Origin of the sequence: Pseudomonas hydrolytica (assembly GCF_021495345.1) — a bacterium.
In the GTDB taxonomy this organism is placed as follows: Bacteria; Pseudomonadota; Gammaproteobacteria; order Pseudomonadales; family Pseudomonadaceae; genus Aquipseudomonas; species Aquipseudomonas hydrolytica.
In genome coordinates, this window is record NZ_CP099397.1 from 2,838,864 (window position 1) to 2,853,917 (window position 15,054).

Sequence of the window (15,054 nt, forward strand, 5' to 3'; positions counted from 1 at the left end):
CGTGATCGATCCTGATAAAGCTGGGCCGTGCCTGCTGGCAAGCATACCAGCAGGCCCATGCTGAGTTTCGCTCGCCATCCCCCTGCTTCATGCACGCAGGGGCCCACACGCCTCAATGCTCCCGCGCCGCCGTTTCCCGAACGGTTGGACGCGAAGCGGCGCTGTCAGCGACACCTGCGGTGTTGTCGAGCAGGCTGCCGGTAGCGGTCTGCAGGTAGGCTGGCAAGTACTCACCCAGGCCGTCATCCGGCTCAGTGGCAGGCAGCAGATCGACCTGTGGCTGCCGGCCCAGTTGATAGCGGTACAGGCGTGCCGGCATGTCCTTGGGTTTCACCAAGATGCGTTCGCCCTTGAGCATGGCGACGGTCTGGTCGCTGCCCGAGGGTTTGATGATGGCGAAACCGGGATCATCGGCGGGCAGGCTCAAGAGATCGCGCCCCCAGCACTGGTGACGCGCCACGCCCCCCAGTCGCCCCATGATGGTCGGCACGATATCCACCTGGCTGCCGACCGTGTCCCGGCTCGTCCCGAAGGTCTGCTGGATGCCTGGAGCGATCAGCAGCAGCGGCACATGGAAACGGTACAGATCCATCTCCGTCAGTTGCTCGTGCGCACCGAAGCCATGGTCGCCCACCACCACGAACAGGGTGTCGTTGAAGTACGGTGCCTTCCAAGCCTTCTCGAAGAACTGCCCCAACGCCCAGTCGGCATAACGCATCGCCGTCAGGTGCTCGTCGAGCGAGCCATGCCCCTTGACCGGCTCGACCGGCAGAACGCTCGGCAGCGCATAGGGGGTATGGTTGGAAAGCGTCTGCAACAAGGCATAAAAGGGCTTCTGCGGATCTTGCTTGAGCAACTCCTCGGCGGCCCGGTCGAACATGTCCTGGTCAGACACTCCCCAGGTCGGGTCGGACACCACCGGATCGACGAAATCGTGGCGCCCGATAAAGCGCGTCATGCCCTGGTTGCTGAAGAAACCACGCTGGTTGTCCCAGGCGAAGTCGCCGTTGTAGACGTACAGGTCGTCGTAACCGCGCGTACTGAGCAACTGGGCCAGACCGGAGAATTGATGCCCGCCCTCCGGCGTCTGCATCAGGTACTCGAAGCCAGGCAGGTTGGGGAAACAGGCCATGCTGGCGAACATGCCCTGATGGGTATGGGTGCCATTGGCGAAGAAGCGCTTGAACAGCAGGCCTTCTGCGGCCAGACGGTCGAAGTTGGGCGTGATGCCAGCATCGCTTCCCAGGGCGCCGACGAAGTGGCCGGCGAAGCTCTCCATCAGGATGACTACCACATTGCGGATGGGCAGGTGCGTGCCCTGCGGCGGCAGGAAGTCCCGGCGCAGTGCCGCCGTATCCTGATCGACCAGTTGCTCGTGATCGGTCAGCAGCAGTTCGCGCGTCAGCACTATCGCCTGCTCGACAGGCATACTGGGTTTCCAGACCTTGCTGCTATCGTCGGCGTATCGGCTCCTGGCCGCGGTATACAGGCTGAGCGTGCCATTGAGCCCCAGGTGGTTGGCGAACACCGACTCGGTGGTAAAAGCATCGCCCCAGCGCAACGGCGGCCCCTGCCGCAGGGTGCCACGCGCGGCCAATACCGCGAGCACCAGGCACAGCAGCAGAACCAGCCCCTGGTTCAGGTACTGGATCGTCGGCTGCTCTGGCCGCACCGAGGTACATATTCTACGAGTGGCCTGGTCGATCCGCGAGAGCGCCAGGAAGAAGGTGGCGCTCAGCAAGCCCCAGGCCAGCAGCAGACGCAACACGGGGAAGCCATGCCAGAGCATGCTCAGCACGGTTCCCGGGTCTTCCTGCAGGTACTGGAACACCAGGGTGTTCAGACGTTGATGGAACTCCCGGTAGAAGTTCAGCTCGATCATGCCGAGCAGGATCACCAGGCTGGCGCATACGCCCAGCCACAGGCGCTGCCATGAGCGTCGGATCATCGCCGGACGATAGACCAGCGCCAGCACGAGCGGAGCGCAGATGTAGACCACCAGGCGCAGGTCGAAGCGCACGCCATTGAAGAAAGCTTCGGCCAGGCTGCCCCACCCGGTAGTCCCGATCAACTCGCGGTTGAACAGTAATAGTGCCAGGCGCAGCAACGTCATCAGTAGCAACAGCGAGAAGACAGCGGCGGACAGAAAAGCCAGATGCTCGCGTAGCCCGATTCCGGCTATGGCACGAGATCCGGCAGCGTTTGCAGGAGAACTGCGCGTCATGAATGCACGACCTTAAAAACGACAGATGAGAGGAGTTAAAGCAGGATCAAGGCCCAGGTCAGGGCGATCATCGTCAAGGCGATGAATTGCGCTGCGCTGCCCATGTCCTTGGCCTGTTTCGACAGCGGGTGAATGCTCAGGGAAATACGGTCGACGGTCGCCTCGATGGCCGAGTTGAGCAGTTCCACCACCAGCGCCAGCATCGGCACGAGGATCAGCAGCAACCGCTCGCCGCGCGTCACATCGACCAGGCAGGCTAGTGGCAGCAACAGCCCATTGAGCAGCAACAGCTGGCGAAAGGCGGCCTCGCCGCGATACGCCGCCTGCAGGCCGGCCAGCGAATAACCGGCGGCGCGCAGAATGCGCCCAAGCCCGCTGCGACCCTTGAATGAGAGCGCATCCAGATTGTCGCCACTCATGGCTGCCACCCTCCTCGCACACCATCGAGCGCCTGGCAGTAGGCTTGCCGGAGTTGCAGCAGGTCGGACTCCGGGATATTGCCCCTATGCCGCTCCAACTGGCCCAGGTCATGCCGCGAGGCCCTCTTGAGGCTCCAGCGGCGGCGGCTTTTCTCCAGATCGAGTAAGGCAATCTCCACCTGCGAATTAGCACCGCCCTCCTCGACCTTGACGAAGATGTGCTTGGGATAGCAGCAGCCATGCTGCCAGCCGGACAGATGCAGGCGCGCCAGAGTCGTTGCCAGCTGTTGCAATACGGCTTCGCGGAGCGTCCTGTCCTCATTGCCGACGTACCACTGCTCCAGGCTGACGAAGCCCTGCAAGGCTTCGGTGACCAGCAGCGCCTGCCAACCTCCTTGTTGCCTGCGGGCCGCGCAATATACGAGTTGCGGCGTCCTGATGCCGAGGCGAGCGAAAGCCCGGTAGGCATGCAGCTCGCGCAGGATGGTCGGCCGGCCGAAAGGGTGCAGCAAGGTACGATAGGTATGTCCGGTCTGCCGCTTGCAGTACAGCGGGGCGCGCGCCGGATCACGTTGCTGCAACAGGCGCACGCCACTTTCGCCGCCACGCCGCTGGTTCGCCGGCTCGACCCAGCTTCCCGGGCTGTTCCACCAGCGATCGAACTCGGTTGTGAGCATGGGCTGTTCCATATCGATCAGTGCGCCCACGGCTCAGCTCCGCTTACGCAGCACGTAGGTGCGCCACATGGCGTAGCCAGGCAGGAAATCGAGGTGGTCGATCACGCGGAAACCGGCCTGCCAGAATTCACGCTCGATCTCCGAGCGGGCAACGACGAAGCGGTTCTGGTTCTCCGATGCCCTTCCCTGGGCGGCGCGGCGGGCCTCCAGACGGCGGCGCTTCCAGGCCTTGTAGTTGCCATCGACCCACAGCGAGACGATGACCGTATCGCGGCTGACGCGGTGGAACTCGCGCAGGATGGCCATGCGATGCTCGGCCGATTCGATGTGGTGCAGCAGGCGGATACAGAAGATGCAGTCCACCGCGTTGGCTCCCAGGTCGATGGCGAATGCCGAGGTCTGGAAGGTGTTGACCCGGTCAACCACTTCGCGCGGCTGGGCGGCACGGGCGATGGCCAGCATGTCGGCGGAATTGTCGGCGGCGAAGATCACCCGGTTGGGCTGCTCACACAGCATCGGCCAGAACCGGCCGGCACCGCAGGGCAAATCCAACACCAGGTTGGGCTGGTCGGCTAGCTTCAAGGCGCGGCGCGCCACCTGCACGTCACGCCAGTGCGACAGGCGTCGAGCCAGGCCGTCCTGATGCTTGTGCAGGTACTGCTGAGCATGTTCCCGGTCGTACTTGCGGGAGAAGTCGAGTTCGATGGGGCTTGTCTTGGGCATGGCGAACGTCCGGAAGAAGGTACGTTCGCCACCTTAGAGAGCCGAGCATCAAGGCCACGTCAAAGGGATGTGAAAATTTCGTCAAGCGGCCTCGTTCAGCGACACGCTGAAACAGCTACCACCGCCATCCTGGTCGCGTACCGCGATGACCCATCCTTGCCTGGCGCAGATGCGCTTGACCAGAGACAGACCCAGCCCCAGTCCTTCGCCACGGGCCTGGGAGCCACGAACGAAAGGCTGGAAAATATGCTCGTGCTGATCGGCGGGAATGCCCATACCGCTGTCTTCCACGCGAAAACCACCTGGCTCCAGCACCAGGCATACCGCCCCCTGCTCGGTGTAATGCAGCGCATTGCGCAGCAGGTTGGCCATCACCGTACTCAAGAAGGTCGGATTGTAGAGACCTGCGTCCTGCCCCTCCACACGGTACTGGAAGCCCAGCCCCTTTTCATCGAACAAGGGCTTCCAACGGTTGACTTGCTCGTCTGCTATCGAAACCAGACTGCGGCTGTCGACGAACGCGCTTTGATTCTTGTCCCTGGCCAACTGCAGAAAGGTCTGCACCAGACCGCGCATTTCCTCGCAGGCCCGGCCGATGCGCGCCAGCTGTTCCCTTTCGCGCTGGCCGAGCGGTGCCTCGTGGAGCAACTCGCAGGAAGTGGCGATGACCATCAGCGGTGTGCGCAGCTCATGGCTGACGTCGCTGGTGAACAGGCGCTCGCGCTCCAGTGACTGGTGCAACCGGCCTAGGGCGCTGTCGAAAGCCGCTGCCAACTGGCCGATCTCGTCGTTGGGGTAGCCCGGTGCCAACGGCGGCGCCAGTGGGTGCAACTGATCACGATGGCGAACCTGCTGCGCCAGGCGACTGAGTGGCGCCATGACCTTGCGCGCCATGATCAGCCCCAACACCCAGGAAATGATCACGGTCAATATGAAGCCTGCCAGCACCACATCGAACAGGGCCTGCTCATGCCGCTCGAATTCGCTCTGATCCTGTACCAGCATGTAGGTCTGGCCGTCGATCTCCTTCACGTAGGCGTAGAAGGCCTCGTCGCCGGCCTCGATCTCGGTGAAGCCTTCGCCCAGCCCGGCATAGCGCTCGGGAATCGCATACTCGGCAAGATCGGAGGCGAAGAACTGCGTCGAGGCGTCCAGTCGCGGCGGGCGGCCCTGCTTGAGGTCCTCATCCAGAACCTGCTGCAGCTCGCGCCCCAATTCTTCGGAAACCAGATACTCCTCGATGAAGTGCACGACCACCACGATGCCGCGGGAAAACAGGCCGCTGACCACCACGGTCATCAGCACGAAGGCGATGATGATGCGCCGCTCGAAAGGCTGTTTAGAAAGCATCCGGGACCTCCGCCAAGCGATAACCCACGCCGTGGATGGTATGCAGCAAGGGCGTGCCGAACGGTTTGTCGAGCACCTGGCGCAATTGATAGATATGGCTGCGCAGGCTTTCACTGTTCGGGCAGTCATCGCCCCACAGGGCCTCCTCCAGCGCCTCGCGACGCACCACCGCAGGGCTTTTCTGCATCAGGATCGCCAGCAGCTTGAGGCCCAGCGGATTGAGCTTGAGTGGCTGTCCGGCGCGACTGACATGCAGGGTGTCCAGATCATAGGACAGGTCGCCGACCTGCAACTGGCGTTTACGGCTGCCGCGGCTGCGACGCAGGATCGCCTCGATGCGTGCCACCAGTTCGGACAGGGCGAAGGGCTTGATCAGGTAGTCGTCGGCGCCGGCGTTGAGACCCTGCAGGCGATCGTCCAGGCTATCGCGAGCCGTGAGCATGAGGATCGGCACCTCGTTGCGCCCCTCCTCACGCAGACGCTTGCACACCTGATAGCCGTCGATGCCGGGCAGCATGATGTCCAGCACGATCAGGTCGTAGTGACCATTGCTCGCCAGGTGCAGACCGCTCAGGCCGTCCTGCGCGCAATCGACGCTGAAACCCTTGAGCTGGAGGTAGTCGAGCACGTTGGCGAGGATGTCGCGGTTGTCTTCGATGACCAGAATGCGCATTGGTGGATATTCCCGAGCTTGACGTTTTTTTCACAAGGTTTTGACGAGAGGCTCACAGTGCGTTGAGCAGACTGCGGCACGTTCATCCTCCAAGGATCATACGATGCCTCGGCTCCATTACGCGCAACTTCGTTATCTCTCGATCATCCTGCTGGCCTGGCTGGCGGTGTTCTTCCTCACGCGCAGCCTGCTGCTGATCAGCCACCTGGTCGATGCCGACGTGACAGTCTCGAACCTGCTAGGCCTGTACGCCGTCGGCCTGGTCTACGACCTGAGCTTCCTGCTCTACGCCGCCATCCCCCTGACGCTGTACCTGTCGCTCTGCCCGCGCTGGCTCTGGCAACGCCGCTGGCACCCACGGCTGCTGCTCGGCGTGGCGGCACTCAGCCTGTTCGTCATGCTGTTCATCGCGGTGGCGGAATGGCTGTTCTGGGACGAGTTCGGCGTGCGCTTCAACTTCATCGCCGTGGACTACCTGGTGTATTCCAAGGAGGTGGTGGACAACATCCTCGAGTCCTACCCCATCTATCCCTTGCTGGCGCTTCTGGCCATCCTCGCCATCGGCCTGACCATGGCTCTGTTGCGGCCCTTGCGTGCCGCGCTGGAAGCGCCACGCCTGCCACCGCTGCGCGCGACCTACGCATTGATCATGCTGGCACTGCTGGTCGGTCTGTGCGGTGGGCTAGTAGGACAGGACGCACCGCGTGGCCTGGGCGGCAACACCTACCAGCGCGAGCTGGCGAGCAACGGCCCCTACCAGTTCTTCGCCGCCTTCCGTAACAACGAGCTGGATTACCAGCAGTTCTACGCCACGCTGCCGGAGCCGGCGGTTGCCAGCCTGCTGCGCCAGGAGGTCACCGAGCCGAACGCCCGCTTTATCGGCAGCGATCCGCAGGACCTTCGCCGGGCGATCGACAACCCCGGGCAGCCGCGCAAGCTAAATCTGGTGCTGGTGACCATCGAGAGCCTGAGCGCCAAGTACCTGGGCAGCTTTGGCAATGGCCAGGGGCTGACCCCGAATCTTGACGCACTGCGTCCGCAGAGCCTGGCGTTCACCCGCTTCTACGCCACCGGCACGCGCACCGACCGGGGACTGGAGGCCATCACCCTGTCCATTCCACCGACGCCGGGACGCTCCATCGTCAAGCGCATCGGCCGCGAGAGCGGCTACGCCAGCCTGGGCCAGCAACTCGGCGCCCAGGGCTACGACAGCGTGTTTCTCTACGGCGGGCGCGGTTATTTCGACAACATGAATGCCTTCTTCGGCGGCAATGGCTACCGCATCGTCGACCAGAGCAACGTGCCCGAGTCGGAGATGACCTTCCAGAACGCCTGGGGCATGGCCGACGAGGATCTTTACCGTCAGGCGCTGAAGGTGGCCGATGCCGACCATGTGGCCGGCAAGCCGTTCTTCCTGCAACTGATGACCACCTCCAACCACCGCCCCTACACCTACCCGGACGGGCGCATCGACATTCCCTCGGGCGAAGGCCGGGAAGGCGCGGTGAAGTACACCGACCATGCCATCGGCCAGTTCCTCGCCGCAGCGAAGGGCAAGCCCTGGTTCGCCAATACGCTGTTCGTCTTCGTCGCCGACCACACCGCAGGCAGCGCCGGCAAGGAAGACCTGCCGCTGGCCAACTACCACATCCCGCTGTTCATCTACGCCCCCGAGCACATCGAGCCCGGCGAGTTCCACGAGGTGGCCAGCCAGATCGACCTGGCGCCGACCCTGTTGGGGCTGCTGAACATGGACTACGTCTCCACCTTCTTCGGTCGCAACCTGCTGCGCGAGGATCGTGCTCCCGGCCGAGCCCTGGTCGGCAACTACCAGCACCTGGGTCTATTCGATGGCGACAGCCTGGCGATTCTCAGCCCACGCCAAGGCATGCGTCACCACGACGACGCCCTGTCGCTCAGCCGCGAGTCGCTGGTGGACAGCAACGACCCGCTGCTGCGCCGCGATATCGCCTACTACCAGGGCGCCAGCCATGCCTTCCGCAAGCGCTTGATCGCCTGGCACCCCGAAGACCAACCCGACCACCAGCTCAGCCAGCGCTGACTCATCCCGCCTGGAGTCCTCCCATGCCCCCTGTCGATAGCTCTCGCCCCCTCGACGACCGTCCCCGCCCGTTGAGCCACCTCCTGTCTTTCTGCCGCCTGTTGCTGGCGGCGCTGATCCTGCTGGCCGCCTTGCTGGCCTTGCCGATCAGCCTGGCCTGGAGTGCGGCCAGCTCCAGCATGCCGGCGACCAGCGCCGTGCGTCCCTTGGAATGGGCGCAGCCGCTGGACAAACGCATCAACCTGTACCGGATGGAGCCGAACCTCTATCGCAGTGCCTTGCCCGACAGCAATGCGCGGCCGCTGCTGGACGACCTGGGAATCGTCACGGTGATCAACTTCTACCAACGCAGCGACGCCAGTTGGCTGCCGGCCTCCGGTATGCAGCAGATCCACCTGCCGCTGCGTACGAACCGGATCGACGATGCCGACGTCATCGAGGTGCTACGCAGCATCCGCCAGGCACAGGGGCACGGCAATGTCCTGATCCACTGCAAGCACGGCCAGAACCGAACGGGTCTGATCGCCGCGCTCTACCGGGTCGTCTACCAGGGCTGGAGCAAGGAGCAGGCCCTGGCCGAGATGCGCAGTTTCGGCGGTGGACGCCGCCTGGAAGATGCCGAGCGCTACTTGCAGAGGGTCGATATCGGCGAGCTCAAGATCGCACTGGAAACGGGAGCATGCAGCACCAACCCCTGGGCGCTGTGCGAGATGAAGGCCTGGCTGGCCAAGGTCTTCTCCGTCCGCGCCACGTAGCGCTCCATACCGGCCCAGCGTTCGCCCCCGTCCCAACACATTCCCCAGGCTTTCGCCTGAGTTCCCGCACGTGCCCTCCCCATCCAGGGCATGCGCCTTCATTCATCCTGAGCTGAGTGGACGATGTTCAAGAGCCTGACCATACGCGCGGAAAACCTGGCCTTCCTGGCCAGCCTCCTGCTGCTTGCCCTCTACAATTTCCCGTTGTGGCGACACGTCGCCGCTATAGTCCCGGCGGACATCAGCGGCCTGGCCCTGCGCCTGACCTTCGGTGTGATGGTGTTGGCCATCTTCAACTTCGTACTGGTGCTGCTGTCCTTTCGCTGGGTCATCAAGCCAGTACTCATGGCACTGCTGCTGATCAGCTCCGGCGTCACCTACTTCATGAGCCAGTACGGCGTGATGATCGACGCCAACATGCTGCGCAATGTCGTGGAGACCGACCCCGGCGAAGTGCAGGGCCTGCTATCTCTCAAGCTGGCGCTGTGCATCCTGTTCCTGGGCATACTACCCTGCTGGCTGCTGTGGAAACTGCCGGTCAGGCACCAACCACTGCGTCGCGCGTTGCCTCGCAAAATGCTCATCGCATGCGCATCGCTGGCCGTGCTCGGCGGGACGGCACTGACCAACTACCAGGGGCTGGCGTCGCTGTTTCGCAACCATCACGAGCTGCGCCTGCTGGTGGTGCCCAGCAACTACCTGTATGCGTCCTTCGGCTACGCGCGCGAGCAACTCGCTGTGGCCAAGGAGCCATTGCGCCAGATCGGCACCGACGCCCGAAAAGCGCCAGCCTGGCAGGATCACCCGCGCAAATCGCTGACCGTACTGGTGATAGGCGAAAGCGCGCGAGCGGAGAACTTCGGCCTCCTCGGCTACGACCGCGACACCACGCCCCTGCTCAGGAAGCAGCCGGGCGTCATCGCCTTCGGCAACGTGCGCTCCTGCGGCACCGATACCGCCGTTTCCGTGCCCTGCATGTTCTCCAACATGACGCGCTCCAACTACGACGCCGCCCGAGCCCGCGGCCAGGAGGGCCTGCTGGATGTGCTCAAGCATGCCGGCCTGTCGGTGACCTGGCGCGACAACCAGTCCGGCTGCAAAGGCACCTGCGACCGTGTCACCCAGGAAAACCTCGACCGACAGAACGACCCCACCCTCTGCGGCAGCGGCGAATGCCATGATGAAATCCTGCTGCAGAACCTGCAGGCCTACATCGACCAGCTCGAAGACGATGCGGTCCTGGTTCTGCACCAGATGGGCAGCCACGGCCCGGAGTACGCGAAACGCTATCCCAAGCGCTTCGAGAAGTTCACCCCGGTATGCGCCAGCAATGCCCTGAACGACTGTAGCCGCGAGAGCATCGTCAACGCCTACGACAACACCCTGGTCTACACCGACTACCTACTGTCGAGCCTGATCGACCTCCTGCGCCAGAACCAGGACGAACTCGACAGCGCCATGCTCTACCTCTCCGACCATGGCGAGTCCCTTGGTGAATACAACCTCTTCCTGCATGGCACCCCCTACCTGCTGGCGCCAGCCCAGCAGAAGCACGTACCCATGCTCAGCTGGTTCTCCGAGGGCTATCGGCAGAGCTTCGCCGTGGATACCGGCTGCCTCGCCGCGGGGCGTGACAAGCCGCTCAGCCACGACAACTTCTTCCACTCGGTACTGGGACTCCTACAGATACGAACCGACGAATACCAGCCCGACCTGGATCTGTTCGCTACCTGCCGCACCCACGCCACAGTCGCCAGCCAGTAAGGATGCCAACCTTGGAACACCGTAACAGCACACTCGCCCCACGCGCCGCCTGGTGGCGCGGAGGCCTTTGCGCCCTACTCGCCCTGCTGTTCCTGCGTCTGCTGCTGATGGCCTGGCTACCGCTGACCGACACCACCGAAGCCCGCTACGCCGAGATCGCCCGCAAGATGCTGGAAACCGGCGACTGGGTCACCCTGCTGCACGACTACGGCGTACCTTTCTGGGCCAAACCGCCACTCTCCACCTGGCTGTCAGCACTGAGCATGGGATTGTTCGGCCAGAACGAGTTCGCCGTGCGTCTACCCTCGCTGCTGCTGTCGCTTGGTGTGCTCGGGCTGGTAGGCAGTCTTGCCAATCGTCGCGCAGGCGGAGAAATGGCCCTGGCCACGATGCTGATGCTGGCCAGCAGCCTGCTGTTCTTCGCCGCGGCAGGCGCGGTGATGACCGATCCGGCCCTGCTGTTCTGCACCACCCTGATCCTGGTGGCCTTCTGGCGAGCGATGGCTGGTGACGGGCGTGTCTGGGGTTACACCTTCTTCGTCGGAGTCGGCCTGGGCCTGCTGGCCAAGGGCCCGGTTTCCCTGGTACTGAGCGGCCTACCGATCTTCTTCTGGGTGCTGCTGCAACGACAGTGGCCGGCGCTCTGGCGCTGCCTGCCCTGGCTGTCCGGCACCTTGCTGGCACTGCTGATCGCCGCTCCCTGGTACATCTGGGCCGAACTGCGCACACCCGGCTTCCTCGACTACTTCATCGTCGGCGAGCACCTCCAGCGCTTCCTCGACTCCGGCTGGCAGGGCGACAAGTATGGTTTCGCCCATGCCACGCCCCATGGAATGATCTGGCTCTACGCGCTGGTCGCCCTGCTGCCCTGGTCACTGGTCGTGCCCCTGTGGCTTCTGAGTCAGCGCGGGCAAGCTGGAACGGAACGGGTAGCCAACGATGGCTGGCTGACCTACCTGCTGCTCTGGTCATGCATGCCCCTGGTGTTCTTCAGCCTCTCGGGCAACGTCATCTTCCCCTACTCGCTCCCCATGCTGCCCGGCGCCTGCCTGCTGTTCGCAGAGCTGTGGAGACGCGCCCGGCGCCCCGGCAGCCTGCCCTGGCTGGCAAGCATCACGATCGCCCTGGGCCTGCTGGCGACCACACTCCAGGCGGCATTGCCCGAGCGCTTGCTACGCACGCAGAAGGCGGTCATTGCCCACTGGCAGGCCTTGCGGCCGGACAGCGACAGCCAACTGCTGTACTGGAGCAAACGCCGGGAGTTCTCCGCCGAGTTCTATTCCTCCGGACTCGCCCACACCACCCGTGACGGCGCGACCCTGCGAGAACGGGTGGCCGCCCCCTCACGCGATTTCCTGATCATCGACGCCGACGATCTGGCACAGCTCCCCACCGACCTGCACGCCCGCTTCGAGCGCCTGGACGCGGTAGAGGTCAAGGGAAACACCATGCTGATTCTCGGTGAACGCCCCAACAGCCGCGAGGGCAGCCAATGAACGCCACGATCATGCAGGAGCGCCGAGCCATGGGTCATGGCAAACGCCCCGAATCCCCGCTGGTGAGCTGCATCATCCCGGCTTTCAACGAGGCCGGAAACATCGTCGCGCTGCTCCACACCCTGCACGAGTTGCTCGACGGCAGCGGCTACCGCCACGAACTGCTGGTGGTGGACGACGGCAGCCGCGACGATACCGCCCAGCGCGTCCTCACCGAATGCCGGAGCCTACCGGTGACCCTGGTGCAATTGTCACGCAACTTCGGCAAGGAAATCGCCCTCACCGCGGGTATCGATCATGCCCAGGGAGACGTCGCGGTGCTGATCGACGGCGACTTCCAGCATCCGCCAGAGATGGTGCCGACGTTCCTGGAAAAGTGGCGCGCCGGCTATGACATGGTCTACAGCGTGCGCCCGGATCGGATCGGCGAAAGCCTGGGCAAACGCCTGTTCACCCGGGCCTTCTACGTCCTGGTGAACCTTGGCTCGCCGCAGAAGATTCCGGCGAACACCCAGGACTTTCGCGTGCTGGATCGCTGCGTACTTGACGCCCTGCGGCAAATGCCCGAGCGCAACCGCTTCATGAAGGGGCTGTACAACTGGGTCGGTTTCTCGCAACTGGCCGTGGAGTGCGCAACCGCTGAACGCCGCGCCGGCACCAGCAGCTTCAACTTCCGGCGCCTGCTCAACCTGGGGCTTACCGGGGTCACGGCCTTCTCCAACATGCCCCTGCGCATCTGGACGCTGATCGGCTGCTGCATCTCGCTCTGCTCCATCCTCTACGCACTTTGGGAGCTGCTACGCACCCTGCTGTTCGGCAACCCGCTATCGGGCTGGCCCACCCTTACGGTCGCCATCACCTTCCTCGGCGGCGTGCAGTTGCTCTCGGTCGGCATCCTCGGCGAGTACATCGGGCGGATCTTCGATGAGGTGAAGCAACGTCCCACCTACCTGGTACGCCAGGTGGTACGGCCATATGGCGAGACAACGCCATGAGCCGAGAACTGTTCTGGTTCGGCGTAGTCGGCGGGAGTGCGATGTTCGTGCACTTCTCGTTGGTGAGCTGGCTGCTGGTTCCGGCTGGCCTCTCGCCCCTGGTCGCCAACATCCTGGGCTTCCTACTGGCCTTCAAGCTCAGCTACTGGGGGCACCGGCTGAAAACCTTCAACGCCCATCACGTTCCCCACGTCAAAGCGCTGCCGCGATTCTTCCTGGTGGCGAGCCTGAGTTTCGCCCTGAACGAAACGCTGTACTTCCTGCTGCTGCGCTACAGCCAACTGGACTACAGGGAAGCGCTCCTGCTGGTACTATTCGTCGTCGCGGCCGTGACCTTCCTGCTCGGGCGCTTCTGGGCCTTTCAGGGCGTGCGCCAGCCATGAAGCGAATCACGCTCTGCGCCGACGACTTCGCTCTCTCCATGGCCGGCAGCCAGCGCATCCTGCAACTGATCGACCTGGGTTGCCTCTCGGCCACCAGCGTCATGGTTCAGTCACCCTATTGGCCGACCCTGGCAGCGGAGCTGGCAGCCAGATCCGGACAAGCGGACGTTGGACTGCATTTCAACCTGACCCACGCCTTCGATGACAACGCTCGCCCCCTGTCCCACTGGCTGCTATTCAGCCAGGCCCGGCGGTTGCCGAGGGGCTGGCTCCGCGACCGGCTACTGGAGCAGATCGACCTGTTCACCGATCACTTTCAGCGCCTGCCGGACTTCATCGATGGCCACCAGCACGTACATGCCTTTCCGGTCATTCGCGAGCTCCTGTTCGAAGTCATCGCCCGGCGCTGGAACCAGACGGCCAAACCCTACCTGCGAGCGCCCGACCGTCTCGGCCATCCAGGAGACGCACGGCTCAAGGCCTGTGTATTGAAGGTCGCCTGCGCCGGCTTTTACGCACGAGCCCGCAGACACGCACTGACCAGCCCTCCCTGGTTTGCCGGGCTCTACACGTTGGCGCCCCATGCCGACTTCTCCCGACTCATGCAGCAATGGCTGGCCCGGGCACCGACACAGGCCCTGCTGATGTGCCATCCCGGTACCGCCGATCCTGGCGACGCCATAGGGCCGGCACGGGAACTGGAGTACCGCTACCTAGCGAGCCAGACATTCGTCGAGCACTGCCAGGAAAATCGGGTAGTGATCGGTCGATTCGACGAGATACAGGCGCATGTACTCGCTGCACCAGTAGCGACGGTTGGTACGAACCAGTATCTCGCCAACGAACGCCATCCCCTGGAAAAGACGCACGACAGAAATCCTCCGTAGCGCGACGCGACGACGACCTGCCAGCAAGTACTGCTTTACAGAGGGACCGTGTCACTGGGTATTATTGAGATAGATTCTTATCCGCATCTATCAATCGAGCATCATCCGGTGACCATTCCCCTGCAACGCGCCATCGCCCCCGATGGCATCGGCGCTCTCTATCGTCGGCACCACGGCTGGCTGCACCAGTGGCTGCAGCGGCGCTTCGGCCATGCCTTCGACCATGCGGAGGCGGCCGACCTGGCCCAGGACACATTCATGCGCCTGCTGCTCAGGCCACGCGGCTTCACCAGCGATGGCGATGCGCGGGCTTTCCTGTGCAGTGTCGCACGCGGGCTGTCCATCGACCGCTGGCGCCGCCTGCAGATAGAACAGGCCTGGCTGGAAACGCTGAGCGCGCAACCCGAGTCGTTCGCGCCGTCCGCTGAGCAACAAGTGATGCTGGTCGAGGCGCTGCATGAGATCGACGCAATGCTGCGCCGCCTGCCGGAAAAAGCACGAACGGTCTTCCTGCTGGCACAGGTTCATGGCTACGGCTACCGCGAGATCGGCGAGCAACTGGGGATTTCCGAACGCATGGTGAAGAAGTACATGGCCCGCGCCATGCTGCAGTGCGCCCTGCTGGAAGCCGGGCTGGAGGGCTGAG

Annotated in this window: 14 protein-coding genes; 8 read left to right on the plus strand and 6 right to left on the minus strand. The window is 63.6% G+C overall.

The genetic code is table 11. The features are described 5' to 3' along the window. Nucleotides 1-112: 112 nt before the first annotated feature. The 6 genes from L1F06_RS13160 to L1F06_RS13185 form a co-directional block, all read right to left on the minus strand. Nucleotides 113-2,224, minus strand: coding sequence for an LTA synthase family protein (locus L1F06_RS13160; RefSeq protein WP_065985183.1), 2,112 nt, complete (start codon nucleotides 2,222-2,224; stop codon nucleotides 113-115). 35 nt (nucleotides 2,225-2,259) lie between these two features. Continuing rightward, nucleotides 2,260-2,643 carry a diacylglycerol kinase gene (locus L1F06_RS13165; RefSeq protein WP_083237868.1) on the minus strand — a complete coding sequence of 128 codons (384 nt, stop codon included), beginning with the start codon at nucleotides 2,641-2,643 and terminating at the stop codon, nucleotides 2,260-2,262. Beyond that, on the minus strand, nucleotides 2,640-3,320 hold the full coding sequence (locus L1F06_RS13170; protein WP_244268100.1) for a lipopolysaccharide kinase InaA family protein: 681 nt from the start codon (nucleotides 3,318-3,320) through the stop codon (nucleotides 2,640-2,642). The genes L1F06_RS13165 and L1F06_RS13170 overlap by 4 nt, the downstream gene beginning before the upstream one ends. A 33-nt stretch (nucleotides 3,321-3,353) precedes the next feature. Further along, nucleotides 3,354-4,043 (minus strand): class I SAM-dependent methyltransferase, encoded by a 690-nt coding sequence (locus tag L1F06_RS13175; RefSeq protein WP_065985182.1) that lies wholly within the window; start codon nucleotides 4,041-4,043, stop codon nucleotides 3,354-3,356. A gap of 81 nt (nucleotides 4,044-4,124) precedes the next feature. Then, complete coding sequence (locus L1F06_RS13180) at nucleotides 4,125-5,393, minus strand: sensor histidine kinase (RefSeq protein ID WP_065985181.1); 1,269 nt, start codon at nucleotides 5,391-5,393, stop codon at nucleotides 4,125-4,127. Further along, nucleotides 5,383-6,066 (minus strand): response regulator transcription factor, encoded by a 684-nt coding sequence (locus tag L1F06_RS13185; RefSeq protein WP_065985180.1) that lies wholly within the window; start codon nucleotides 6,064-6,066, stop codon nucleotides 5,383-5,385. Before L1F06_RS13185 ends, L1F06_RS13180 begins: the two co-directional genes overlap by 11 nt. A 103-nt stretch (nucleotides 6,067-6,169) precedes the next feature. Between L1F06_RS13185 and L1F06_RS13190 the strand changes: the two genes are divergently transcribed. The 8 genes from L1F06_RS13190 to L1F06_RS13225 all read left to right on the plus strand — a co-directional run bounded on the left by L1F06_RS13190 (nucleotide 6,170) and on the right by L1F06_RS13225 (nucleotide 15,053). Further along, a complete protein-coding gene (locus tag L1F06_RS13190) occupies nucleotides 6,170-8,128 on the plus strand; it encodes an LTA synthase family protein (RefSeq protein ID WP_065985179.1) in 1,959 nt (652 codons plus the stop codon). A gap of 23 nt (nucleotides 8,129-8,151) precedes the next feature. Then, on the plus strand, nucleotides 8,152-8,883 hold the full coding sequence (locus L1F06_RS13195; protein WP_083237867.1) for a dual specificity protein phosphatase family protein: 732 nt from the start codon (nucleotides 8,152-8,154) through the stop codon (nucleotides 8,881-8,883). A 123-nt stretch (nucleotides 8,884-9,006) separates the two neighbouring features. After that, nucleotides 9,007-10,647: a phosphoethanolamine transferase gene (locus L1F06_RS13200; RefSeq protein ID WP_065985178.1), complete on the plus strand. Its 1,641-nt coding sequence runs from the start codon at nucleotides 9,007-9,009 to the stop codon at nucleotides 10,645-10,647. An 11-nt stretch (nucleotides 10,648-10,658) separates the two neighbouring features. Continuing rightward, complete coding sequence (locus tag L1F06_RS13205) at nucleotides 10,659-12,143, plus strand: ArnT family glycosyltransferase (RefSeq protein ID WP_208857131.1); 1,485 nt, start codon at nucleotides 10,659-10,661, stop codon at nucleotides 12,141-12,143. Next, nucleotides 12,140-13,138 carry a glycosyltransferase family 2 protein gene (locus tag L1F06_RS13210; protein ID WP_065985177.1) on the plus strand — a complete coding sequence of 333 codons (999 nt, stop codon included), beginning with the start codon at nucleotides 12,140-12,142 and terminating at the stop codon, nucleotides 13,136-13,138. The genes L1F06_RS13205 and L1F06_RS13210 overlap by 4 nt, the downstream gene beginning before the upstream one ends. Next, on the plus strand, nucleotides 13,135-13,521 hold the full coding sequence (locus tag L1F06_RS13215; protein ID WP_065985176.1) for a GtrA family protein: 387 nt from the start codon (nucleotides 13,135-13,137) through the stop codon (nucleotides 13,519-13,521). The genes L1F06_RS13210 and L1F06_RS13215 overlap by 4 nt, the downstream gene beginning before the upstream one ends. Beyond that, nucleotides 13,518-14,408: a ChbG/HpnK family deacetylase gene (locus L1F06_RS13220; RefSeq protein ID WP_065985175.1), complete on the plus strand. Its 891-nt coding sequence runs from the start codon at nucleotides 13,518-13,520 to the stop codon at nucleotides 14,406-14,408. The genes L1F06_RS13215 and L1F06_RS13220 overlap by 4 nt, the downstream gene beginning before the upstream one ends. A gap of 114 nt (nucleotides 14,409-14,522) precedes the next feature. After that, nucleotides 14,523-15,053, plus strand: a complete 531-nt coding sequence (locus tag L1F06_RS13225) for a sigma-70 family RNA polymerase sigma factor (RefSeq protein WP_129482440.1) — start codon at nucleotides 14,523-14,525, stop codon at nucleotides 15,051-15,053. Nucleotide 15,054 lies beyond the last annotated feature (1 nt).